This is a genomic window from uncultured Haliea sp., assembly GCF_963973825.1.
In the GTDB taxonomy this organism is placed as follows: Bacteria; Pseudomonadota; Gammaproteobacteria; order Pseudomonadales; family Halieaceae; genus Haliea.
Genome location: NZ_CAXBAE010000013.1, coordinates 87,660 through 110,988, shown reverse-complemented (window position 1 = coordinate 110,988; position 23,329 = coordinate 87,660). Strand labels below are relative to the sequence as shown.

Genomic DNA, 23,329 nt, shown 5'->3' with positions numbered 1-23,329 from the left:
GGCTAGTGCGCCGCCGCTGCGTCGTAGAACTGCGGGGTGGGCACCTGCGGAGCGCTCGCCACCTCACGCTGCTCCGGACGGATACCCAGACGCTGGAACAGGGCCATGTCGGCATTGGCCTGCGGGTTGGGCGTGGTGAGCAGTTTCTCGCCGTAGAAGATGGAGTTGGCGCCGGCGAAGTACGCCAGCGCATGCATCTCTTCACTCATGGATTCACGCCCGGCAGACAGGCGCACATGGGAGGCGGGCATCAGGATGCGCGCCACAGCGATGGTGCGGATAAAGTCGAAAGGATCCAGGTCGGCCTCATCGGCCAGCGGCGTACCCTCGACCCGCACCAGCATGTTGATGGGCACACTTTCGGGGTGCTCGGGCAGATTGGCCAACTGCTGCAGCAGCCCGGCGCGGTCGCGCTGGGACTCGCCCATGCCGACAATGCCGCCGCTGCACACTTTCATCCCGGCCTCGCGCACATGGGAGAGTGTGTCCAGCCGGTCCTTGTAGGTACGCGTGGTGATGATCTCACCGTAGTATTCGGGCGAGGTGTCGAGGTTGTGGTTATAGTAGTCGAGCCCGGCCTCGGCCAGCTCCTTTGCCTGCGCCTCGGTCAGCATGCCGAGGGTCATGCAGCTTTCCAGGCCCAGCTCGCGCACGCCCTTGACCATGGCCACCACGTAGGGCATGTCGCGGGCCTTGGGTGAACGCCAGGCCGCCCCCATGCAGAAGCGGGTAGCGCCGCTGGCCTTGGCCGCCTGTGCCTGCGCCAGTACCTTTTCCACTTCCATCAGCTTTTCCGCTTCCAGCCCCGTGTCATAGCGATTGCTTTGCGGACAGTACGCGCAGTCTTCCGGACAGGCGCCGGTTTTGATGGAAAGCAGTGTGCTGACCTGCACCTCGTTTGGGTCAAAATAGGCGCGGTGCACACTGTGCGCCCTGAACAGCAGGTCGTTGAAGGGCAGCGCCAGCAGGGCTTCGATTTCGCCGCGGCTCCAGTCGTGGCGGAGCGAGGCAGGCGCGGAGGCGGGAGCATTCATGACAGGTATCCAGAGAGACAGTAGGCAAGCCAACATGATAAGCCGCACCCCGCCGCTGTCAACCTGTGGCGCACACCTTGGTTAACAGGTGGGCGCGCCTGCTCGCGGATACCCTCTTCCCACAGCAGTGCCTGCTGTGTCGGCTGCCCAGCGCCAGCCACCTGCCGCTGTGCGGCTGTTGCGCGGCACAGCTGGTACCCAATCACCCCTGCTGCCCGTGTTGCGCCCTGCCGCTGGCTACCCCCGGCGGCGGCCTGTGCAGTGCCTGCACGCAGCGCCCGCCGGCGCTGGACAGGGTGCTCGCGCCCTATGTGTACGAGCCCTGCCTGGGCTACCTCATCGGGCAATGGAAATTCCAGCGCCAGCGACATCTGAGCGGCCTGCTCGCAGAACTCTGGCTTGCCGCAGTAGACCCACCGCAAGACCGCGACCTCCTGCTGCCCGTGCCCATGCACTGGCGGCGCCTGCTGCAGCGGGGTTTCAACCAGGCAACGTTGCTGGCCAGGGCGCTGCAGCACTGCGACTCCGCCCTGCAGCGGCTGCCAGTGGCGGAGCGCACGCTGCGCCGCCCGCGCGCGGTCCCTGCACAGTCGACCCTCACGGCACAGCAGCGCCTGCACAACCTGCGCGATGCGTTTAGCCTGCGCGCTCCGGTGCAGGGACGCCGCATCGCACTGGTCGACGACGTCATGACCACCGGCGCCACCGCCGAGACCATCGCCCGCCTGCTCAAGGACGCGGGCGCCGACGATGTGCAGCTCTGGTGCATCGCCCGGACTCCACCACCGGCGACCTGATACACTGCTCCCCTGGCACCGCCCGTCGCGGTCGCTGCCTGGAGTGCGTCTATGAGCCAAGCCCAACATCCCTATGATCGCCTGTCGCCGGACTGTGTCATCGACGCGGTCGAGTCCGCAGGCTACCTCTGCGATGCGCGACTGCTGGCCCTGAACAGCTACGAAAACCGCGTTTACCAGGTCGGCATTGAGGATGGGCAGCCGCTGGTCGCCAAATTCTATCGCCCGGGGCGCTGGGACGACGCGCAGATTCTGGAGGAGCATGCCTTCAGTCTGGAACTGCAGGACGCCGAGATCTCGGTGGTGGCCCCACTGGTCGACGCATCCGGCAACAGCCTGCACCGTCATGACGGCTTTCGTTTCGCCCTGTTCCCGCGCCGCGGCGGCTACCCGCCAGAGCTCGACAATATGGACAGCCTGCTGGTACTGGGGCGCACGCTGGGGCGCATCCACGCGGTGGGCGCCAGTGCGCGCTTCCGGCACCGGCCCACCCTCAGCATTGACGGCATGCTCACGCACAACCGTGACTATCTGCTGGAACACTTCATTCCCCGCGATCTGCAGCCCGCCTACGACAGCCTCACCCGGGATCTGCTGGCGGCCGTGACTCAGCTCTACGGGGAGGTAAAGGAGCGGGATCTGATCCGTGTGCACGGCGATTGCCACGTCGGCAACATTCTCTGGCGCGATGACTGCGCGCATTTTGTCGACCTGGATGACTGCTGCATGGCACCCGCCGTGCAGGATCTGTGGATGTGCCTGAGCGGTGAGCGCCACGAGCGCGAGCTGCAGCTGGCCGAACTCATTGAGGGCTACAGCGAATTCTGTGACTTTGCACCGCGCCAGCTGCGCTGGATAGAGGCACTGCGCACGCTGCGCCTGGTGAACTACGCCGCCTGGCTGGCGCGCCGCTGGACTGACCCGGCCTTTCCGCGCAGCTTCACCTGGTTCAACACCGAGCGCTACTGGGCCAACCACATCCTGGAGCTGCGTGAGCAGCTCTCGGCGCTGCAGGAGGAACCGCTGCGCCTGTTGTAGGCCCCGGGGTCTAGCCCCGGGGTGCTCCCGCGGGATACAGCACCGACCACAGCCAGCGCAGCAGTGAGTTGCCACGCAGCACCTCGCGGTCCACCGCATCGAAAAACGCCTCGGCGCCCTCCGGGTCCGCAAACAGATCCATGCGGGTGGTGAAACCGCGCTCCGGGTCCAGCTCTTTCACCACGCGCGCGGGATTGCCCGCCACCACCACGTTGGCCGGCACGTCCCGGGTGACCACCGCCTGTGCCGCCACCACGCTGTTTTCGCCGATGGTCACGCCTTTCAGCACGGTCGCGTGGTCACCCAGCCACACGTTGTCCCCGATGTGAACCGGTGTGGGCTCGGGGGCGCGGGCCGTGCGGTCATAGAGGGTATGCCAGTCAGAGTCTGTGACGTAAGAGCCGTTGGCCATCATCACGCCGTCACCGAGCACGATTTCATCGCTGGCACTGAGGCGGGCGCCGGGACTCATGAGCACACAGTCACCGATCTGGATGCGTCCCTGCCCCGCCTCGCGCCCCCACACCCCAATCTGCACCCGATGCATCGGTTCGCCAATGGCAGTGAAGCAGCGCCCGATGTGGATGTTGGCCCCGGAAATGTGCACATACCACGGCTTCATGATGGTGTGATGCGGCCCCAGAGACGTGCAGCGGGGGCGCAGGAAGTAGTCGGCATACCAGCGCCGGTAGCGCAGGTAGATTTGCTTCAGCCAGTACGGGCGCAGATCCTGGTGCATGGCGCAATTCCCTGGTTGGTCGTGGTGGCGGCGCGATTTATGATGGCAATCCCGCTGGCGCAACTCAAGCGCTGGCTGCACTGTTACAGGAGCCGACCCCGCGTGCAAGCTTCCTCCCGCCCGGTGACCAGCAACCAGCAGGGGCTGCACCCGCGCCTGGTGCACACTGTGCGCCGGCACCTTGAGCACGCCTCCCAGGCGCCGCTGGCGGCGCACAATGCGGACGCCTGGCGCAGGCTCGCGCAGCGGCTGGCGGAGGACTCGCGACCGCTGGTGCTGGATTCCTTCTGCGGCACCGGCATGAGCACGGCGCGGCTCGCCGCCGCCCACCCCGGGCATCTGGTGGTTGGCATCGACCGCTCAGCGCACCGGCTGGCGCTGCACCAGCACGACGAGCATCCGCCGTATCTGCTGCTGCAGGCCGAGTGCGAGCCCCTCTGGCGTGCATTGGCGGGCGCCGGCCGCGGCGTGGACTACCACTACCTGCTGTATCCCAACCCCTGGCCCAAGGCGCGCCATCTGCAGCGCCGGATTCATGGCCACCCGGGTTTTGCCGACCTCCTGGCCCTGGGCGGCAGGGTGGATCTGCGCTCCAACTGGCCGCTGTACGTCGAGGAGTTCGGCGTGGCCATGCACATCGCCGGCGTGCACGGGGTTGTGCAGCGGCTGCCCGATGGCCCGCCCTTGACCCGCTTCGAAGCCAAGTACAGGGCCAGCGGTCACGCGCTGTGGCGATACCGGGCTCGTATACGCTAAAGTGTGCGCCCGGAAACGAGGAACTGACATGGCCACCAGGAAAGCCGATCCGGTCTGGGACCGGATAGTGCAGGAGACGCAGCAACATGCGGCGGAGGAACCGATCCTCGCCAGTTATCTGCACGCCACTATTCTCAATCACAACAACCTGGAGTGCGCGCTGAGCTTTCACCTCGCCACCCAGTTGGACAGCCCGACCGTATCCTCCCTGCTGCTGCGCGAGGTCATCCTCGAGGCGCTGAAGGACGATGCCGCCCTGCGCAAGGCCATTCGCGCCGACCTGCTGGCGGTCGAGGAGCGCGACTCAGCCTGTCAGGAAATCTACATTCCGTTCCTCTACTTCAAGGGCTTTCACGCGCTGCAGACCCACCGCGTCGCGCACTGGCTCTGGCAACGCGGCCGCCACTCACTGGCACTGTTCTTCCAGAACCGGGTTGCCGTGGAGTTTGCCGTGGACATTCACCCGGCGGCGCGCCTCGGCAGCGGTATCATGCTGGACCACGCCACCGGTCTGGTGATCGGCGAAACCGCCGTGGTCGGCGACAACGTCTCGATCCTGCAATCGGTCACACTGGGCGGCACCGGCAAGGAACACGGTGACCGTCATCCGAAGATCGGCAACGGCGTGCTGATCAGCGCCGGTGCCAAGATTCTCGGGAATATCCGGGTGGGCGATGGCGCCAAGGTGGGTGCCGGCAGCGTGGTGCTGGACGAGGTGCCCCCGCACACAACCGTGGCTGGCGTGCCGGCCAAGGTGGTGGGCAAGCCCACATCGCAATCCCCGGCGTTGGAGATGGACCACAGCTTCTGCTGCGACCCCGAGCAGGAGCTGGCCTGCGAGGATGCCGCGCAGGCGCAACGCCGACGCTGACAGCAGGCCGTCAGTCGTTGTGGTGGTACTGGGGTGAAAGCTCCTGCACCGCCTCCACAAACGCGGTGACGTGATCGGGATTCACTCCCGGCGTGATGCCGTGCCCCAGGTTGAATACGTGGCCGGGGCCGTGGCCGTACCCAGCCAGGATGCTGCCCACTTCCTCGCGAATCCGCGCCGGCGAGGCATACAGCATCGAAGGGTCCATATTGCCCTGCAACGCCACCCGATCGCCCACCTGTGCGCGCGCCGCACCGATATCCGTGGTCCAGTCGATACCCACGGCCTGGGCACCCGCATCGGCAATGGCGGGCAACCACTGACCGCCGCCCTTGGTGAAGAGAATGACCGGCACCTTGCGCCCGTCCGCCTCGGTGGGCAGTCGGCTGATGACCCGCTGCATGTACTTCAGCGAGAACTCCTTGTAGGCCGCGGCGCTCAGTGCGCCGCCCCAGGTGTCGAAGATCTGCAGCGCCTGGGCCCCCGCCTTGACCTGTTCGGCCAGGTAATCGGCTACCGCATCGGCGAGCAGGGCGAGCAGCTGGTGCATCAGCTCGGGCTGGTCGTAGGCCATGCGCTTCACCTGGGAGAAGTCCTTGGAAGCGCCACCCTCGACCATATAGGTGGCTAGCGTCCAGGGGCTGCCGGAAAAACCGATCAACGGCACGCTGCCATTCAGCTCACGGCGAATGGTACGCACGGCATTCATGACGTATCCCAGGTCGTCCGCCGCCGTAATGGAGTTAAGCCCGGCCAGGTCAGCTTCATTGCGCACGGTTTTGCGGAATTTCGGCCCCTCACCTTCTTCGAAGTAGAGGCCCAGCCCCAGGGCATCGGGCACGGTGAGGATGTCACTGAACAGGATCGCTGCATCCATGGGGTAACGGCGCAGGGGCTGCAGCGTCACCTCGCAGGCCAGCTCGGCATGCTTGCACAGGTCGAGAAAAGAGCCCGCCTGTTCGCGGGTGGCTCGGTATTCGGGGAGATAGCGCCCGGCCTGACGCATCATCCACACCGGAGTTCGGTCAACAGGCTGGCGCTGCAGGGCGCGCAGGAAACGGTCGTTTTTCAGTTCGGTCACAGAATCTCCGTGTGCAGTTTGGCGGATACGGCCGGCTCAGACCTCGAGAAAGTCCAGAATGCCCTCGGCGGCCTGGCGCCCTTCCCAGATGGCGGTGACCACCAGGTCAGACCCGCGCACCATGTCGCCACCGGCAAACACCTTGGGGTTGGTGGTCTGGAAACGGTACGCCTGCTCCTCGGGCGCAATCACGCCGTCCCACTCGTTGACCTGCACGCCCAGCTCTCGCAGCCAGGCTGGCGGGTCGGGCTGAAAACCAAACGCGATGATGACGGCGTCCGCTTCCAGCACCTTCTCGCTGCCCGGAATGGGCTGCGGTTGGCGGCGGCCGCCGGCGTCAGGCTCGCCCAGTTCAGTGGTCACCATCTTCACGCCGCAGGCGCGACCGAAGTACTCAACGATCTCGATAGGCTGGCGGTTGAACAGGAATTCCACCCCTTCTTCCCGGGCGTTGGCCACTTCCTTGCGCGAGCCGGGCATGTTCAGTTCATCGCGGCGGTAGGCGCAGATCACATGCTCCGCCTGCTGGCGCACTGCCGTGCGCACACAATCCATCGCGGTATCACCGCCACCCAGGACCACCACGCGCTTGCCCTTGAGATTCACGTAGTCTGAGGGATCCTGCTCATAGCCGCGATTGTGGTTGACGTTGCCGATCAGGTAGGGAAGCGCCTTGTGCACCCCGGGCAGGTTCTCGCCGGGGAAGCGCCCCTGCATGGCCTTGTAGGTACCCATGCCGAGGAATACGGCGTCGTACTCTTCCATCAACTCGGCCACGCCGATGTCGCGGCCGACCTCGGTGTTCAGGCGGAACTCAATGCCCATGCCCTCAAACACCTCGCGGCGACGCACCATGACATCCTTTTCGAGCTTGAATTCCGGAATACCGAAGGTGAGCAGGCCGCCGATTTCCGGGTAGCGGTCGAAGACCACCGGTTTGACGCCGGCGCGGGTCAGCACGTCGGCACAGCCCAGGCCCGCGGGGCCGGCGCCGATGATGGCCACTTTCTTGCCGGTGGGCACCACCTTCGACATATCCGGTCGCCAGCCCATGGCCAGCGCCGTGTCGGTGATGTATTTCTCGGAAGAGCCGATGGTGACGGCGCCGTAGCCATCGTTCAGGGTACAGGCACCCTCGCACAGGCGATCCTGCGGGCACACGCGGCCGCACACCTCAGGCAGCGTGTTGGTCTGGTGGCTGAGCTCTGCCGCTTCGAACAGGTTGCCTTCACTGACCAGCTTCAGCCAGTTGGGAATGAAGTTGTGTACCGGACACTTCCACTCGCAATAGGGGTTGCCGCACTCCAGACAGCGGTGCGACTGCTCCGCCGCCCGGTCTGCGGTGAAGGATTCATAGATCTCGACGTACTCTGTCTTGCGCGTCTCGACGCTTTTCTTGTTGGGATCGGTCCGACCCACGTCGATAAACTGGAAATCATTCGACAAACGCTTGCTCATAACGCTTTCGCCTCCCGGCGCCTAGTCGGTGTTACGCAGACGTGACAGCAGCTGGTTGAAGTCCGCCGCTTTCGGCTTGACCAGCCAGAACTTGCCCACGTAGTCCTCAAAGTTGTCCAGCAATTCCAGGCCCCAGGCCGAACCGGTCTCCTGCGCAAACTCGCGTATCGTGGTACGCAGGTGGTTGCGGTAGGGCTCCATGTACTCGGAGTTGACCCGGTGGATGTCCACCAGCTCGCTGTTGTACTTGTCGATAAAGGACCGGTCCTGGTCCAGCACGTAGGCGAAGCCGCCGGTCATGCCCGCGCCGAAGTTCACGCCCGTGGGCCCGAGCACGGTGACCGTGCCGCCGGTCATGTACTCGCAGCAGTGGTCGCCCGCACCTTCAACGACCGCCTGCGCGCCACTGTTACGCACCGCAAAACGCTCGCCGGCGATACCCGCCGCGTAGAGGCGCCCACCGGTGGCGCCGTATAGGCAGGTGTTGCCGATAATCACCGTGTCCTGGGAGCGGAAGTTGGCATCACGCGCGGGGAATACCACCAGCTTACCGCCCGCCATGCCCTTGCCGACATAGTCGTTGCAGTCGCCTTCGAGGTACATGTGCAGGCCGCCCGCATTCCACACGCCAAAGCTCTGCCCGGCCGTGCCGGTCAGGCGCAGCACGATGGGTGCGTCTTCCATGCCGTTATTGCCGTAGCGCTGGGCGATTTCGCCCGACAGCCGTGCGCCGATGGAGCGGTCGCAGTTGGTCAGGGCAAATTCGTACTCGCCACCGCTGCGCGATTCGATGGCCGGAAGCGCCGCAGCCACCATGGCTTCGGCCTTTTCCGCGCGATCGAAGGGGTGGTTGGCCACTACCTGGCAATACTCAGGCTGCCCTGCCGAACTCGCGTCCTTGTGCAGAATGGGCGCCAGGTTGAGTCGCGACTGCTTTGGCGTTGTGCCGGGCAGCCGTTCCAGCAGGTCGGTGCGGCCGATCAGGGCCTCCAGCGACGGCACACCCAGGCGCGCCAGCCACTCGCGTGTCTCCATGGCGATGAAGGTGAAGAAATGCGTCACCATCTCGATCGTGCCATTGAAGTGATCCTGCCGCAGTTTTTCGTTCTGCGTGGCAACACCGGTGGCGCAGTTGTTGAGGTGACAGATGCGCAGGTACTTGCAGCCCAGCGCCACCATGGGTCCGGTGCCAAACCCAAAGCTCTCCGCACCCAGAATGGCCGCCTTGACGACATCCAGGCCGGTTTTCAGGCCGCCGTCGGTCTGCAGGCGAATCGCACCGCGCAAGCCGTTGCCGCGCAGGGTTTGCTGCACCTCGGCCAGGCCCAGCTCCCAGGGGGAGCCGGCATAGCGGATGGAGGTCAGCGGGCTGGCGGCGGTGCCGCCGTCATAGCCGCTGATGGTAATCAGGTCGGCATAGGCCTTGGCAACGCCCGCGGCGATGGTACCCACGCCCGGCTCCGACACCAGCTTCACGGACACCAGCGCCTTCGGATTCACCTGTTTCAGGTCGAAGATCAGCTGCGCCAGGTCCTCGATGGAATAGATGTCGTGGTGCGGCGGCGGTGAAATCAGCGTTACGCCGGGCACCGAGTAGCGCAGGCGCGCAATCAGTTCGTTCACCTTGCCGCCCGGCAGCTGGCCGCCTTCACCGGGCTTGGCACCCTGCGCCACCTTGATCTGCAGCACTTCGGCATTGACCAGATAATGCGGCGTGACACCGAAGCGGCCGGAAGCGATCTGCTTGATCTTGGAACTGCGCTCAGTACCGTAGCGTGCGGGATCCTCGCCACCCTCACCGGAGTTGGAGCGCGCACCCAGCCGGTTCATGGCCGCTGCCAGGGCCTCGTGCGCTTCGGGGCTGAGTGCGCCCAGCGACATCCCCGCGGAATCGAAACGCGGCAGAATGGCGCTGATCGGTTCAACCTCGTCCAGATCCAGCGGCTTCTCCGCCAGCACGGGTTGCAGCAGGTCGCGAATCGTTGCCACCGGGCGGGTGTTGACCAACGCGGCGTAGCGTTGATAGGTCGCATAGTCCCCGGTGGCGACAGCCAGCTGCAGCGTGGTCACCACGTCGGGGTTGAAGGCGTGGTATTCCTGCCCGTGTACGTATTTCAGCAGGCCGCCCTGCTGCAGCGGTTTGCGCGGGTTCCAGGCCAGCTTGGCCAGGTGCCGCTGGTCCTGTTCCAGCTCCGCAAAGCCGGCGCCCTCGATACGCGAAGCCACGCCGCAGAATGCGGTATCCACGACCTCGCGCGCCAGGCCCACTGCCTCGAACAGCTGCGCGCCGCGGTAGGAGCTGACCGCGGAGATGCCCATCTTGGACATGATCTTGAGCAGACCCTTGTTGATGCCCTTGCGATAGTTCTTGTAGCAGGTGCTCGGTTCACCGAGCAATTCGCCATCGCGTATCAGGTCCTCCAGCACACTGTAGGCCAGATAGGGGTAGATCGCTGTCGCCCCGAACCCCAGCAGGCAGGCCACCTGGTGGGAATCCCGCGCACTCGCGGTCTCGATGACCAGATTGGCATCGCAGCGCAGGCCCTGGCGGATGAGGTGATGGTGCACCGCGCCCGTGGCGATCAGGCTGTGAATCGGCAGGCGCGTCGGAGCGATGGAACGGTCGGAAATGATCAGAATGGTCGCGCCATTGCGCACCGCCTGCTCCGCAGTATCCACCAGCTTCGCCACCGCCTGCTGCAGGTTGATCTCGGCCGGGTCGTAGGTGCCGTCGATATCGCAGACATCAAAGCCCGGGCGATTCAGCGACAGCAGCGTATTGAACTTGCCCTGCGACAGCACCGGCGAACTGAGGATGATCCGGTCAGCATGCTCCGGCCCCTCGTGGAATACGTTTTTCTCGGCGCCGAGGTCGGTCTCCAGGGACATCACGATCGCCTCCCGCAGAGGGTCGATCGCGGGGTTCGTCACCTGCGCGAATTTCTGCCGGAAGAAGTCATACAGGGGGCGCTCCTGCCGCGACAGGACTGCCATGGGCGTATCGTCACCCATTGAACCCACCGCCTCGTTGCCCGACTCCGCCAGCGGACGCAGTACCTGGTCGCGCTCCTCGAAGGTCACCTGGAACATCTTCTGGTAGGGCTTGAGCATATCGGGCTCGATGCCCGGCGCCTGCTCACCACCGAAGGTGCCCTCAACGTGGTAGGAGTTCTCCTTCAACCAGCGCTTGTAGGGGTGGCGGCTCTTCAGGCGGTTGTCGATATCCGCCGTGTGCAGCATCTCGCCGGTCTGGGTGTCGACCATGAGGATCTGCCCGGGGCCGACACGACCCTTGGCGATCACGTCTTCACTCCGGTAGCCGTGGGTACCCACTTCCGATGCCAGCGTGATGAAGCCGTCCTTGGTTTTCACCCAGCGCGCGGGGCGGAGGCCATTCCGGTCCAGCAGGCACACCGCATAGCGCCCATCCGTCAGCACGATGCCGGCGGGGCCGTCCCAGGGCTCCATGTGCATGGAGTGATATTCATAGAAGGCCCGCAGGTCGGGGTCCATATCCTCCATGTTCTGCCACGCCGGGGGAATCAGCATGCGCAGCGCGCGGGGCATGTCCACACCTCCGGTCAGCAGTACATCCAGCATGTTGTCGAGGCTGGATGAATCCGAACCGGTGCGATTGACCAGCGGCGCGATGTCGCTGATGTTGGGTAGTCGGTCTGACTGGAACAGCGCCGTGCGCGCCTCGGCCCAGTTGCGGTTGCCATCAATGGTGTTGATCTCGCCGTTGTGCGCCAGCAGCCGGAACGGCTGCGCCAGCGGCCAGCGCGGCATGGTGTTGGTGGAGAAGCGTTGGTGGAACACGCAGATTGCGGTCTCCAGGCGCTCGTCGTCCAGGTCGTGGTAGAAGCGCGGCAGGTCCACCGGCATTACCAGGCCCTTGTAGGCAATCACGCGGCCCGACAGGCTGCAGATGTAGAAATCCGGGTCGCTCTCGTTGGCGATCTCCGCCTTGCGTCGCGCCACGAACAGCTTGGTGGAAAGCTCATCGGCACTGAGGCCCGGAGCACTGAAGAACACCTGCTCGATACGCGGCAGCGTCGCCAGGGCAATTTCGCCACAGACACTGCTGTCGGTGGGGACTTCCCGCCAGCCCACAACCTTCAGCCCCTGGTCGGTGAGCGCCTTCTCCATTCCCGCGCGCGCGGCTGCCGCGCGACCCTCATCCTGGTTCAGGAAAATCTGGCCGACGCCGAAAGGATCCTCCAGTTCCGCGCCAAAAGCCTCGCGCGCCAGCGTGCGCATGAAGGGAACGGGCATCTGCAGGAGCAGGCCGCAGCCGTCACCGGTCTTGCCATCCGCTGCGATACCGCCCCGGTGCGTCATGCATGTCAGCGACTCAATGGCGGTCTGCAGCAACCGGTGGCTGGCGTCGCCCGCACTGTGGACGATCAGGCCGAAGCCACAGTTGTCGCGGAATTCTTCAGGGCTAAACAAGCCTGCACTCATACTGTGTCCAGAATAGGTAATAAAAACAAACGGTTACACCGACACGCCCCGTACCTCGGCAGCACTCGGGCGAAAGGGGGAGGTCATTTTACACAGTTGCGCAGTGTGGAACAAACCACCTCAACAGGGGCTGGCGGCACGCGCCTGGGCCGCGCCCAGCAAGCCCTCGAGTTCTTCTCCGGTAACGTCGTCGACAATGCAGGCATCGCCGATATCGCGCAGCAGCACCAGCCGCATACGGCCATCTACTACCTTCTTGTCGCGTCCCATCAGATCAATGAACATCGAGGGCGTCATCCCGGCAGGAATATCCAGCGGCAGACGCGCCTCGCGCAGCAGTGCTTCCAGCCGCCGCACTTCGTCCCCAGCTACCCAGCCTCGGGCGACCGACAGCCGCAGTGCGAGCAACATGCCCACGGCAACCGCCTCACCGTGCAACCAGCTGCCGTAGCCCTGGGCGGTCTCGATCGCGTGGCCGAAGGTATGCCCGAGGTTGAGAATGGCGCGCACGCCACCCTCCCGCTCATCAGCCGCCACCACGCGGGCCTTCAGTGCACAACTGCGCTCAATGGCCTCGGCGAGGGCGCTGTCGTCGCGGCCCAGCAGTCGCGGCATGGCCTCCAGCAGCCAGGCATAAAACCCGGCGTCACAGATCAGGCCGTACTTGATGACCTCGGCGAGGCCGGCGGACAGCTCACGCGCCGGCAGCGTGTGCAGGCTGTTGGTGTCGATAAACACGGCCCGCGGCTGGTGGAATGCGCCAATCATGTTCTTGCCGAGAGCGTGGTTGACCGCGGTCTTGCCGCCCACGGAGGAGTCCACCTGCGCCAGCAGGGTTGTCGGCACCTGAATGAACTCAACGCCGCGCTGGTAGCAGGCGGCGGCAAAGCCGGTGATATCGCCGACAACACCGCCTCCAACCGCAATCAGGGTTGTGGCGCGACTGTGGCGATCGGCCAGCAGGCGCTCCAGAATGTGCTCAAAGCTGGCCAGTGTCTTGTGTTGTTCACCGTCTGGCAGGATGATCTCGGTGACCCGGCCGCCGTCGCCCAGCGCGGCGCGCAACCGCGGCACGTAGAGCGGCGCTACCGTCACGTTACTGACGATGGCCACCTCGCGGCCGCGCAGGTGCTGGCGCAGCAGCTGCGGGTCGGAGAAGAGATCGCGGCCGATGTAGACCGGATAGCTGCGCTCGGCCAGATCGACATGAACGGTATGCATGATGACGGACACAGGGCACTCCACGGTAAAAGACTGCTATTCTAGCCCCGCGATCCCCCTCTGTCTTCAGCGCTCGGCGGTGAGCGCCTCCATCAGGCGCTGGGCGACCGTGCGCGGGCTGCAGCCGTCCGTGTCGATGACATAATCGGCAATTTCCCGGTACAGCGGGTCACGCACCTTGAACAGATCGCGCAGGACCGTCGCCGGGTTCCCTGTCTGCAGCAATGGTCGCTTGCGGTCGTTGCGGGTGCGACGCACCTGCTCATCCACGGTTGCGTGCAGGTAGATGACGAAGCCGCGGCTTCCCAGCGCCGCGCGGTTTTCGGCGCGCATGATCACGCCGCCACCGGTGGCGAGGACGATATCGTCCATCTGCGTCATTTCCTCCACCACCTGCTGTTCCCGGTCGCGGAAACCCGACTCGCCCTCGACATCGAATATCCAGGGGATATCCGCGCCCGTGCGATGCTCAATCTCGGTGTCAGTATCGGCGAAGGCCAGGCCGAGCTGGCGCGCAAGGTACTTGCCAATGGTGCTCTTGCCGGCCCCCATGGGGCCGACGAGAAAGACGCGGTGCAGATCCGGCATGAGACGTCAGGGCGCGCCCTAGTCCAGCAGACTGTCAGCGAGGATACGCGGCGTGATGAAGATCAACGTTTCCGTTTTGGTCTTGGAGTTGGACTCATTGCGGAACAGGCGACCGACATACGGAATGTCGCCAAAGAACGGCACCTTGGTCACAGACTCGATGTCCTCGGTGCGGAACACACCGCCCAGCACCACCGTTTCACCGTTGCCCACCAGCACCTGCGTGGTCAACTCGGTGGTATCGATGGACGGGATGAAGCCCCCCTGACCACTCGGCACCAGATCACCCAGTGAGTCCTGGGTAATCACCAGGTCCAGCAGGATGCGGTCGTCCGGCGTAATGTTGGGCGTGACGTCCAGCTGCAGCACGGCTTCCTTGAAGGACGTGGTGTTCTGGCCGCTCAGCGAGCCTTCCTGGTAGGGAATCTCGGAACCCGACTTGATGATCGCCTTCTGCTTGTCGCCGGTGATCACCTTGGGCTGCGACACCACCTCACCATTGCCCGCGGCTTCCAGCGCCGACAGTTCGGCGGTCAGGAACAGGTCTTCACTGGTGAAGCCGACCGCAAAGCCACCGGCCTTGGACGCGACACCGAGGTCGACCATCAGCGCACCCGGGAAGTTCACGCCGCTGGCGGTGCCATCGATCACCGACTGGTTGATCGCCGCCACGTTTGCCGTGTCGCCAGAGACAGACAGGGCATTGCCGTTCACGTCGGAGTCGACAAAGCCGCCGCCCCATTCAATGCCCAGTTCCTGCTCCAGGTCGGACTGGGCGATCACAATGCGCGCCTCGATCATCACCTGGCGGATCGGAATATCCACGAGGTCGATCAGGTCGCGGATCTCGGCCAGCTTGGACGCGGTTTCGGTCACGATCAGGGAGTTGGTGCGGGGCTCTACGATCACAGAACCGCGCGGTGAGATCAGCGTACCGCCGTCCTCCGAGCCCGCTTCGAACAGGCTCACCACGCTTGCGGCGCTGGCGTAACGGATGCGGATAAACTCGCTCTGCAGGGGTGCCAGCTCGGCAATCTGCTTGTTCGCTTCGATCTGCTGGCGCTCACGCTCGGCGATTTCCGCCGCGGGCGCCACCATCAGCACGTTACCGACCTGGCGCTTGTCGAGGCCTTTCGTGCGCAGCACCAGCTCCAGTGCCTGATCCCACGGCACGTTTTGCAGGCGCAGGGTGATGCGCCCGGACACGGTATCGCTCGCCACCAGGTTGAGCTCGGTAAAGTCGGCGATCAGCTGCAGCACGGCGCGCACTTCGATGTCCTGGAAGTTCAGCGAGATACGCTCACCGACATAGGTGAACTCGTCGCGGCGCTCTTCCAGTTCTTTCTTGGTCAGCGGCTTGACCGCAATCACGTACTGGTTGTCCGTCTGGTACGCCAGGTAGTCGAATTCTCCCACGGTCTTCAGGGTCAGGGTCGCACCGCGCTCGGCGCTGTTGACGTCCACGCTGGTCACCGGCGTGGCGAAATCGGTAACGTCGAAACGGCGCATCAGGTGCTCGGGCACACTGGTATCGAGGAACTGCACGCGGATATCGCCGCGCTCGCTGAACACGTTCACGTCGACCGAGGGATTGCTGAGCTCCAGCGTCAGGCGTGCCTCACCGCTGCCTGCGCGCTGGAACTGCAGGTCATTGATGGACGAACGCTCGCGGGCAACCTGCTCGACGCGCGCTGTGAGCGCATTGGGGTCGCTGGACGGCTTGACGTAGTCGCCGCTGCTGCCCTGGCCCACCACCAGGAACAGGCTGTTACCTTCAACCCGGGTTTCGTAGGGCACCAGCTTCACCAGGTTCAGTACCAGGCGCGTGCGGTCACCCGACTCCAGCACCACCACTCCGGTAGCGTTGCCATAGGGCAGGGAGTAGCTCTTTTGCGGCAGCGCGCTGCGCGTGCCCGGGAAGTCAATGGCAATCCGCGCCGGCTTCTCGATGGTGTAGGCCTCCATCGGCGGTGGCGTTTCATCGAAATCCAGTCGCACCTCGATCTTGCTGCCCGGGCGCGAGGCGAACTCGATATCCGTCACGGTCGGCGCCGCCTGCACGGCCTGGCCCAAGAGGCTGAATACCAGCATTGCTGCCAGACGTTGCAGTGTACCACTCCGTCTGCAAGATCCCTCTTTCACGGCACTAATCCCCAAATTTGCTGTTTTTTTCAACATGGCTGTCACCAATGGCCCCTGCGTCAGATGCCGCTTAGATCGATTCTCCGCGGACGTTCCACCCAACCGTCTGCGGTACCGTCACTGACGATCTCCACCACCGCCACATAGGAATCCGTCATCTCGACGATCCGGCCGTGGTTGCGACCCAGGTAATTCCCCAGGCGCACACGGTGCACCCCTCCGTCCGGGTCCCGAATCAGGGACCACTGGGTTCCACCGCGCTCCAGCGAGCCCACCATCGTCAGCGAATCGAAGGTGTACTGCTCAAGGAACTCGCGAGCCCGCTTTTCGTCCGGCTTGATTGCGCTGATAGCCTGCATCTGCGTGATATCACGCACCTGTACCGGGCGATCAAAGGGACTGCGCAGGGCGGTGGCACTGTAGGCAAAGGCCTCATAGGCCTGGAAGGTCGGGATCGGCGCAATGATGCCGCCCGGCCGCGCACGCTTCTCCGCCATAAAAGCGTCCAGATCGCTGAAATTGTCCGATCCGCAGGCTGTCAGCAGCAGGGCTGCAGACACCGCAACTGCGGTCAGGCGCCACTCCATGCTCATGCTAGCCCTCTCCATCCTTGTAGCGATAGGTCTTGGCAGTAATGCTCATGTTGAGCGCGTTGCTGTTGCCCGACGGCGCCGTAATTGAAAAATCGTGCAGCGTGACGATACGCGGCAGGCCGGCCATCCCGCTGATGAACGCCCCCAGGTCATGGTAGGAACCCGTCGCCGTGATGGCAATCGGCAGCTCAACGTAAAACTCGCGCGCCTGCTCCGGCTGCAAGGCGATGCTGTTGATTTCCAGGCCATTCATCAGGCCCTTGTTGGTGATGTCCTCCAGCAGGCCGGGGACTTCCGTGTCGCTGGGTAGCTGGCTGACCAGTGCACCGAACGACTCTTCCATTTCCACCATCTGCGCCTTGTAGGCTTCGAGGTTGGCCGCCTGGAAGGCCTTTTTCTCATAATCGCTGCGCAGGCGCTCTTCCTCGGCCTGGACGTTGCCCAGCGTGAGCTGCAGATCCTTGATGTGGTAGTAGTATCCGCCCGCGACAACCAGCACCAACAGCAGTACACAGAGCACTGCCTTGACCGCGGTGGGCCAGGAGCCGATATTGTCGAAATCGATGTCGTTGACATCGAACTCCCGGAGCGTGCGCAGGGTATCTTCGAGTGCCATGCCTTAACCTCCCGCGCCGCTATCGGATTCGGGCAATTGCACCTTCACCTTGAGATTGAACGTCGCCGCCTGATCACCATACTGGGTGGCGGCGCGCACGGAATCCAGGTTTGGCTGCTGCAGCCAGTCGGAGGAATCCAGGCGTCGCATGAGGCTGGAGACACGGTTGTTGGACTCCGCCACCCCGATCAGAACGATCTCGTTGTTGCTGCTTTGCAGGCTGGTGTAGAACACGCCATCGGGCAGGGTACGCACCAGCTGGTCCATCACGCGGACGATGATCGGCCGGTTGCCCTGCAATTCCTGGATAACGCGCATCCGGTCAATCAACTGGTTGCGGCGACGCTCCAGCTCGCGGATTTCTTCCACCTGGCGATCCAGCACACGGATGTTTTCCGTCAGGTACTCGTTGCGCGCCTTCTGGTGGTCGATCTGGCCGTTGACAATGCGGTCGCCGAGAATCACCAGCCCGATGCCGATCAGCGCAACCATACCCAGCAGGGCGAGGAACTCTTTCTTCCGTTCGGCCCGGCGTTCCTCACGCCAGGGAAGCAGGTTGATTTGTGCCATCAGTCAAAGCTCCGCAGGGCGAGTCCGCAGGCGATCATCATCGCCGGGGCATCGCTGCTCAGGGCAACCGCGTTGACCCGGGATGAGATGGTCATTTCGGCGAACGGGTTGGCAACGGCGGTGGGGGTACCCAGCTTGTCCTGCACCAGGTCGACCAGACCCTCCATGGAGGACACGCCGCCTGCGAGAATGATGTAGTCAACGTCGTTGTACTGGCTGGAGGAGAAAAAGAACTGCAGCGAGCGCGCCACCTGCTGTACGACCGCTTCCTTGAAGGGAATCAGGACCTCGGGTTCGTAATCGTCCGGGAGGCCGCCCTGTTTCTTGGCCAGACCGGCCTCTTCCAGCGGCAAACCGTAGCGGCGCATGATTTCATCGGTCAGCTGTTTGCCACCAAACAGCTGCTCGCGCGTGTAGATGGTCTGCCCGTTGTTCAACACGCTGAGTGTGGTCATGGTGGCGCCGATGTCCACAATGGCGACCATGCTTTCCAGCTCCAGATTCAGCTGGCGCCGGATCAGGCCGTAGGCGCGCTCCATGGCATAGGCTTCGACATCCATAATGCGTGCGGTGAGGTCAGCACCTTCAATGGCATCCACCCGGGACTCGATGGTTTCACGCCGGCAGGCCGCCAGCAGAACCTCAACGTGATTGGCACGCTCCGGCGACGCGCCCTGGATCTCGAAATCGATTGCCACTTCGTCCAGGGGATACGGAATGTACTGGTCCGCCTCCAGCGTCAGCTGCGTCTCCATGTCGTCCTCATTGAGGCCGGCTGGCATGTCGATGATCTTGGTGATCACCGACGACCCTGCCACGGCGGCTGCGACCGCCTTGAGCTTGGTACGCGACTGCGCCACGACAGCTCGAATGGCGTTGGTGACGCCTTCGATATCGTTCACGTTTTTTTCGATGACCGCGTCTACCGGCAGGGAACTGACCGAGTAACTTTCTACCCGATATCGCCCTCCGGACTGGCTAAGCTCAAGCAGCTTTACCGTTGTGGAACTGATATCCAGCCCCAACACCGCCACCGACTTTTTCTTCCCTAGAATGCCAAGCAATTCGTTTTCCTATGTGTATCACTGACTTAGCTTGTTTTTATACACTACTACATTAATTTGTAGATATAGCATAATCAATACTGCAATCAAAAGCGAAAATACGCTTATAATTACCAAATGTTGCCTGCCCCCCTGCCGACTACAGTAATACAAGTCACTGCTTTGTAAAGGAATAAATGGGTTTCCTCCGCTTTTTATTGCGTTCTTCCGTGCTCGCCCTGCTGGGTCTGGGCTGGCTGCTCGCGGGCGTCTATTTATACCTTGACCCCGGATTACCCGACGTGGAGACCCTCCGCGACGTCAGATTACAGACGCCCATGCAGGTGTATACCCGCGATGGCGACCTGATCGGCCAGTTCGGCGAACAGAAGCGCAATCCACTGCGTTTCGAGGACATTCCGCCGCAATTCGTGCAGGCCCTGCTGGCCGCTGAAGACGACCGCTTCTTCGCCCACCGCGGCGTAGACCTTGCCGGCCTGATGCGCGCCGTGTCGGAGCTCGCGCTGACAGGTGAAAAGGGCTCCGGCGGCAGCACATTGACCATGCAGGTGGCGCGCAACTATTTCCTCAGCCTGGAACGCACCTTCACGCGCAAATTCAACGAGATCCTGCTGGCAATCAAGATTGAGCGCGCGCTGGACAAGGAAGAAATCTTCGAGCTGTATTTCAACCGCGTATTTCTGGGCCATCGTGCCTACGGTTTTGAAGCCGCTGCACAGGTCTACTACGGCAGCGGCATCAAGGAGCTGACCCTGGCACAGCACGCCATGCTCGCCGGCATTCCAAAAGCACCGTCGCGCAACAACCCGATCAGCGGGCCGCAGGCCAGCAAGGAGCGCCGCGACTGGATTCTGGGGCGTATGCTGTCGCTGGGCTATATCGACCGGGACAGCTGGGCGGCAGCGCTGGCAGAGCCGGCCAGCGCCCAGCACCATGGTGCGCAACTGAGCTTCGCCGCACACTACGCGGCGGAGATGGCCCGCCAGGAGATGCTTGATCGCTACGGCATGGCGGCCTATACCGATGGCTACCACGTGTACACCACCATCAGCAGCGAGCTGCAGCAGCTGGCGCAGGAAACCGTGGTGCACGGCCTGATGACCTACGACAGGCGGCACGGCTATCGCGGGCCAGAGCGCCAGTTGCCGCCGGACGCCGACGCTGTGGCCGCCGATGCCACCACCCGCTGGCTGGAAGCCCTCGCCGAGACCCCGGTGGTCGCCGGGCTCAGCCCCGCGATTGTGACCCGGCTGGGGGAGGACCGGGTTGACCTGCTGTTCAATGACGGCAGCACCGGGGAGTTGCTCTGGGACGATGGTCTGCGCCAGGCCAGCCCCTACCTCACCGAGAACTCCGTGGGCCGCGCGCCAGCCAGTATTGCCGACGTCGTGGCGGTCGGGGACCTCATTCGGGTACAGCGTCAGGACGATGGGCGGTGGCACCTCAGCCAGGTCCCGGCGGCGCAGGCGGCGCTGGTGTCCCTGGACCCGGACAACGGCGCCATCATCAGCATCGTGGGCGGGCTGGGCTTTGAAAACAGCAAGTTCAACCGCGCCACCCAGGCCCGGCGCCAGCCAGGCTCGAGCTTCAAACCGTTCGTCTACAGCGCGGCGCTGGAGGCGGGCTTTACCGCTGCCAGCATCATCAACGATGCCCCCGTGGTGCTGGAGGATGCCTCACTGGAAGATATCTGGCGACCGGAGAATGACGGCGGCCGGTTCTACGGGCCCACCCGACTGCGCTGGGCGCTCACCCAGTCGCGCAACCTGGTTTCCATCCGCCTGCTGCAGCAGATTGGCGTACCGGAGCTCATCCGCCATGTCGCGCGGTTCGGGTTCGATACCAGCCAGTTTGCGCCGGACCTGTCCCTGGCGCTGGGCACCCATGTGATGTCGCCGCTGGAACTCGCCACCGCCTATGCGGTGCTGGCCAACGGCGGCTACGCGGTGAAGCCGTACCTGATTGAGCGCATTGAGGACATCGACGGGAACGTTATTTTCGAGGCCGCACCCGCGACTGTGTGCCGCGAGTGCCCGCCCGTCGAAACACCGGTCGAAGCCGCCCCGGAGCGTGAGCTGCGCATGGAGGAAATTCTCGCCGGTGCCGGTGCGGCCGCGACGCCAGAGCAGCCGCGCGCCGAGCGGGTCATGGACGAACGCAGCAACTTCATCCTCACCAGCATCCTGCAGGATGTGATCAAACGGGGCACAGGCCGCCGGGCCCTGACCCTGGGGCGCAACGACCTCGCGGGCAAGACAGGCACCACCAACGGCCCCATGGACGCCTGGTTTTCCGGTTACAACCGCGACGTGGTGACCACGGCCTGGGTCGGCTTCGACAATTACACCCCCCTTGGGCGCCGTGAGTTCGGCGGCACGGCGGCACTGCCCATCTGGATTGACTACATGCGCGGCGCCCTGCGCAACAGCCCCGACGTGCAGCCGCCACTGCCCCCGGGGGTCGTGCATGTGCGCATCGACCCCGACACCGGCCTGCTGGCACGCCCGGGTCAGCAGAACGCCATTTTCGAGTATTTCCGGGAGGATCAGGTGCCGGCGGCCAGCGGTGGCGCAGGCGACAGTGGCCTGCGCGGCACCACGGAAGACCTGGTGCGGGATATCTTCTAGTCGCTAACCGCGGCCGGGTGCGTAATTGTCGGGGTAGGGTACACGGGCGACACCGCTGTCCACGGCAGCACGCGCCACCGCCGGCGCAATGTGCTGCAGCAGCCGGGGGTCAACCGGCTTGGGAATGATGTAGCGAGGACCGAAGCTCAGCTCGGTTTCGCCACAGGCCCTGAGCACCGACTCAGGTACCGGCTCGCGAGCCAGGTCGCTGAGCGCCTTCACCGCCGCGATCTTCATTTCTTCATTGATCGCGCTGGCACGCACGTCAAGCGCGCCGCGGAAGATGAACGGAAAGCCCAGCACGTTGTTCACCTGGTTCGGATAATCCGAACGGCCGGTGGCCATGATCAGGTCATCGCGCACGCTGTGCGCCAGTTCCGGGCGAATCTCCGGGTCGGGGTTGGAGCAGGCAAAGACGATGGGGCGGTCCGCCATGGACAACAGCATGTCAGCACTGAGCAGGTCCGCACCCGAGAGCCCCACAAACACATCGGCGCCGCGCACGGCATCGCTGAGGCTGCGCTTGTCGGTATTGTTGACGAACTCCTGCTTGTAGCTGTTCACACCCTCGCGCCCGGCGTAAATCACACCGCGACGGTCAAGCATGAAGATGTTTTCCTGGCGAGCACCCATGCTCACCAGCAAACGCATGCAGGCAATTGCCGCGGCGCCGGCGCCGAGGCAGGTAATCACGGCATCCTCCAGGCGCTTGCCCTGAATCTCCAACGCATTGATCATGCCCGCCGCGGTAACGATGGCGGTGCCGTGCTGATCGTCGTGAAAAATGGGGATAGAACAGCGCCGTGCCAGCTCTGCTTCAATTTCAAAGCACTCGGGTGCCTTGATATCCTCGAGGTTGATGCCGCCAAACGTGTCGGCGATGTTGGCCACGGTGTCGATAAAGCTGGCACTGTCCTCGGTGTTGACTTCAATGTCTACCGAGTTGATGCCGGCGAAGCGCTTGAACAGCAGTGCCTTGCCTTCCATGACGGGCTTGCTCGCCAGCGAACCCAGATTGCCCAGGCCCAGCACGGCGGTGCCGTTGCTGATTACCGCAACCAGATTGCCCTTGCCGGTATACAGATATGCGGCATCGGCATCGGCGGCGATTTCACGACAGGGTTCGGCAACACCGGGGCTGTAGGCCAGCGCCAGTTCGGCCTGGGTTTCCGCGGGCTTGGTCAGCTCCATGCTGATTTTTCCGGGAACCGGCTTCGCGTGATAGTCGAGGGCCGCCTGTCTGAAATCTTTGCTCATAGTCAGAAATCCGCTGGTGACTGCGCTTGCGGGAGGGACGCACGAGAATATAGAAAAGCACTCGCAGCCACAAGCGCAGGCACTTCAAGGGCTTGTACCAGACACAAAAAAGCCGGGAACCCCAAGGTGCCCGGCCTCTGTTTGCCGGCTGCACCAGGCAGCCGGCTGGAGCCGCTTAGCGCGATGCGCCGCGCGCGCCAAAACGCTTCTTGAAGCGGTCAACGCGGCCGCCGCTGTCGAGCACCTTCTGCTTGCCCGTAAAGAACGGGTGGCACTGCGAGCACACGTCGATGTGGAAGTCTTCGCAGCGCGTGGAGCGCGTGGCAACCACGTTGCCACAGCTGCACGTTGCGGTAACCGCCTCGTACTTGGGATGAATTTCTGCTTTCATGGTGTTGCTCCTGTGAATTGGT

The 23,329-nt window shown here is 63.8% G+C and carries 19 protein-coding genes; 5 read left to right on the top strand and 14 right to left on the bottom strand.

Annotated features, from left to right (window positions below; translation table 11 throughout):
- Window positions 1-2: 2 nt before the first annotated feature.
- Window positions 3-1,034 (bottom strand): biotin synthase BioB, encoded by a 1,032-nt coding sequence (gene bioB, locus AACZ17_RS14490; RefSeq protein WP_339638649.1) that lies wholly within the window; start codon window positions 1,032-1,034, stop codon window positions 3-5.
- Between the two features lie 77 nt (window positions 1,035-1,111).
- Between bioB and AACZ17_RS14485 the strand changes: the two genes are divergently transcribed.
- On the top strand, window positions 1,112-1,831 hold the full coding sequence (locus tag AACZ17_RS14485) for a ComF family protein (protein WP_290741425.1): 720 nt from the start codon (window positions 1,112-1,114) through the stop codon (window positions 1,829-1,831).
- 51 nt (window positions 1,832-1,882) lie between these two features.
- A complete protein-coding gene (locus AACZ17_RS14480; RefSeq protein ID WP_290741423.1) occupies window positions 1,883-2,869 on the top strand; it encodes a serine/threonine protein kinase in 987 nt (328 codons plus the stop codon).
- A gap of 10 nt (window positions 2,870-2,879) precedes the next feature.
- Here AACZ17_RS14480 and AACZ17_RS14475 read toward each other — a convergent pair whose 3' ends face one another.
- A complete protein-coding gene (locus AACZ17_RS14475) occupies window positions 2,880-3,608 on the bottom strand; it encodes an acyltransferase (protein ID WP_290741421.1) in 729 nt (242 codons plus the stop codon).
- A 102-nt stretch (window positions 3,609-3,710) separates the two neighbouring features.
- Between AACZ17_RS14475 and AACZ17_RS14470 the strand changes: the two genes are divergently transcribed.
- Window positions 3,711-4,364: an SAM-dependent methyltransferase gene (locus AACZ17_RS14470; protein WP_290741419.1), complete on the top strand. Its 654-nt coding sequence runs from the start codon at window positions 3,711-3,713 to the stop codon at window positions 4,362-4,364.
- A gap of 28 nt (window positions 4,365-4,392) precedes the next feature.
- On the top strand, window positions 4,393-5,235 hold the full coding sequence (gene cysE / locus AACZ17_RS14465) for a serine O-acetyltransferase (RefSeq protein WP_290741417.1): 843 nt from the start codon (window positions 4,393-4,395) through the stop codon (window positions 5,233-5,235).
- Between the two features lie 10 nt (window positions 5,236-5,245).
- Here cysE and hemE read toward each other — a convergent pair whose 3' ends face one another.
- The 10 genes from hemE to AACZ17_RS14415 all read right to left on the bottom strand — a co-directional run bounded on the left by hemE (window position 5,246) and on the right by AACZ17_RS14415 (window position 19,032).
- The gene (gene hemE / locus AACZ17_RS14460; protein WP_290741415.1) at window positions 5,246-6,316 is read right to left on the bottom strand and encodes a uroporphyrinogen decarboxylase; all 1,071 of its coding nucleotides are present in this window, start codon (window positions 6,314-6,316) and stop codon (window positions 5,246-5,248) included.
- Window positions 6,317-6,352: 36 nt separating this feature from the next.
- The gene (locus tag AACZ17_RS14455) at window positions 6,353-7,774 is read right to left on the bottom strand and encodes an FAD-dependent oxidoreductase (protein WP_290741413.1); all 1,422 of its coding nucleotides are present in this window, start codon (window positions 7,772-7,774) and stop codon (window positions 6,353-6,355) included.
- Window positions 7,775-7,795: 21 nt separating this feature from the next.
- Complete coding sequence (gene gltB, locus AACZ17_RS14450; RefSeq protein WP_290741411.1) at window positions 7,796-12,238, bottom strand: glutamate synthase large subunit; 4,443 nt, start codon at window positions 12,236-12,238, stop codon at window positions 7,796-7,798.
- Window positions 12,239-12,358: 120 nt separating this feature from the next.
- Entirely contained in the window at window positions 12,359-13,459 is a 1,101-nt protein-coding gene (gene aroB / locus AACZ17_RS14445) for a 3-dehydroquinate synthase (protein WP_290741496.1), read from the bottom strand.
- Between the two features lie 66 nt (window positions 13,460-13,525).
- The gene (gene aroK / locus AACZ17_RS14440; RefSeq protein ID WP_290741409.1) at window positions 13,526-14,047 is read right to left on the bottom strand and encodes a shikimate kinase AroK; all 522 of its coding nucleotides are present in this window, start codon (window positions 14,045-14,047) and stop codon (window positions 13,526-13,528) included.
- 18 nt (window positions 14,048-14,065) lie between these two features.
- On the bottom strand, window positions 14,066-16,138 hold the full coding sequence (pilQ, locus tag AACZ17_RS14435) for a type IV pilus secretin PilQ (protein ID WP_290741494.1): 2,073 nt from the start codon (window positions 16,136-16,138) through the stop codon (window positions 14,066-14,068).
- Between the two features lie 110 nt (window positions 16,139-16,248).
- Window positions 16,249-16,776: a pilus assembly protein PilP gene (locus AACZ17_RS14430; protein WP_290741491.1), complete on the bottom strand. Its 528-nt coding sequence runs from the start codon at window positions 16,774-16,776 to the stop codon at window positions 16,249-16,251.
- A gap of 7 nt (window positions 16,777-16,783) precedes the next feature.
- Entirely contained in the window at window positions 16,784-17,398 is a 615-nt protein-coding gene (pilO, locus tag AACZ17_RS14425) for a type 4a pilus biogenesis protein PilO (protein ID WP_290741407.1), read from the bottom strand.
- Between the two features lie 3 nt (window positions 17,399-17,401).
- Complete coding sequence (locus AACZ17_RS14420) at window positions 17,402-17,968, bottom strand: PilN domain-containing protein (protein ID WP_290741405.1); 567 nt, start codon at window positions 17,966-17,968, stop codon at window positions 17,402-17,404.
- Window positions 17,968-19,032 carry a pilus assembly protein PilM gene (locus tag AACZ17_RS14415; RefSeq protein ID WP_290741403.1) on the bottom strand — a complete coding sequence of 355 codons (1,065 nt, stop codon included), beginning with the start codon at window positions 19,030-19,032 and terminating at the stop codon, window positions 17,968-17,970. The genes AACZ17_RS14420 and AACZ17_RS14415 overlap by 1 nt, the downstream gene beginning before the upstream one ends.
- 176 nt (window positions 19,033-19,208) lie before the next feature.
- Here AACZ17_RS14415 and AACZ17_RS14410 point away from each other — a divergent pair, with 176 nt between their 5' ends.
- Window positions 19,209-21,659 (top strand): penicillin-binding protein 1A, encoded by a 2,451-nt coding sequence (locus AACZ17_RS14410; RefSeq protein WP_290741401.1) that lies wholly within the window; start codon window positions 19,209-19,211, stop codon window positions 21,657-21,659.
- Between the two features lie 3 nt (window positions 21,660-21,662).
- Here AACZ17_RS14410 and AACZ17_RS14405 read toward each other — a convergent pair whose 3' ends face one another.
- Both AACZ17_RS14405 and rpmE read right to left on the bottom strand, forming a co-directional pair.
- Entirely contained in the window at window positions 21,663-22,916 is a 1,254-nt protein-coding gene (locus AACZ17_RS14405; protein WP_339638643.1) for a malic enzyme-like NAD(P)-binding protein, read from the bottom strand.
- Between the two features lie 175 nt (window positions 22,917-23,091).
- A complete protein-coding gene (gene rpmE / locus AACZ17_RS14400; protein ID WP_027950632.1) occupies window positions 23,092-23,307 on the bottom strand; it encodes a 50S ribosomal protein L31 in 216 nt (71 codons plus the stop codon).
- Window positions 23,308-23,329: the final 22 nt, after the last annotated feature.

Coding starts and splice junctions, on each gene's coding strand:
- pilO (WP_290741407.1), bottom strand. CDS start 17,398: ATGGCACTCGAAGATACCCTGCGCACGCTCCGGGAGTTCGATGTCAAC.
- AACZ17_RS14475 (WP_290741421.1), bottom strand. CDS start 3,608: ATGCACCAGGATCTGCGCCCGTACTGGCTGAAGCAAATCTACCTGCGC.
- AACZ17_RS14480 (WP_290741423.1), top strand. CDS start 1,883: ATGAGCCAAGCCCAACATCCCTATGATCGCCTGTCGCCGGACTGTGTC.
- AACZ17_RS14405 (WP_339638643.1), bottom strand. CDS start 22,916: ATGAGCAAAGATTTCAGACAGGCGGCCCTCGACTATCACGCGAAGCCG.
- aroB (WP_290741496.1), bottom strand. CDS start 13,459: ATGCATACCGTTCATGTCGATCTGGCCGAGCGCAGCTATCCGGTCTAC.
- aroK (WP_290741409.1), bottom strand. CDS start 14,047: ATGCCGGATCTGCACCGCGTCTTTCTCGTCGGCCCCATGGGGGCCGGC.
- gltB (WP_290741411.1), bottom strand. CDS start 12,238: ATGAGTGCAGGCTTGTTTAGCCCTGAAGAATTCCGCGACAACTGTGGC.
- AACZ17_RS14430 (WP_290741491.1), bottom strand. CDS start 16,776: ATGGAGTGGCGCCTGACCGCAGTTGCGGTGTCTGCAGCCCTGCTGCTG.
- bioB (WP_339638649.1), bottom strand. CDS start 1,034: ATGAATGCTCCCGCCTCCGCGCCTGCCTCGCTCCGCCACGACTGGAGC.
- AACZ17_RS14455 (WP_290741413.1), bottom strand. CDS start 7,774: ATGAGCAAGCGTTTGTCGAATGATTTCCAGTTTATCGACGTGGGTCGG.
- cysE (WP_290741417.1), top strand. CDS start 4,393: ATGGCCACCAGGAAAGCCGATCCGGTCTGGGACCGGATAGTGCAGGAG.
- pilQ (WP_290741494.1), bottom strand. CDS start 16,138: ATGCTGGTATTCAGCCTCTTGGGCCAGGCCGTGCAGGCGGCGCCGACC.
- rpmE (WP_027950632.1), bottom strand. CDS start 23,307: ATGAAAGCAGAAATTCATCCCAAGTACGAGGCGGTTACCGCAACGTGC.
- AACZ17_RS14420 (WP_290741405.1), bottom strand. CDS start 17,968: ATGGCACAAATCAACCTGCTTCCCTGGCGTGAGGAACGCCGGGCCGAA.
- AACZ17_RS14410 (WP_290741401.1), top strand. CDS start 19,209: ATGGGTTTCCTCCGCTTTTTATTGCGTTCTTCCGTGCTCGCCCTGCTG.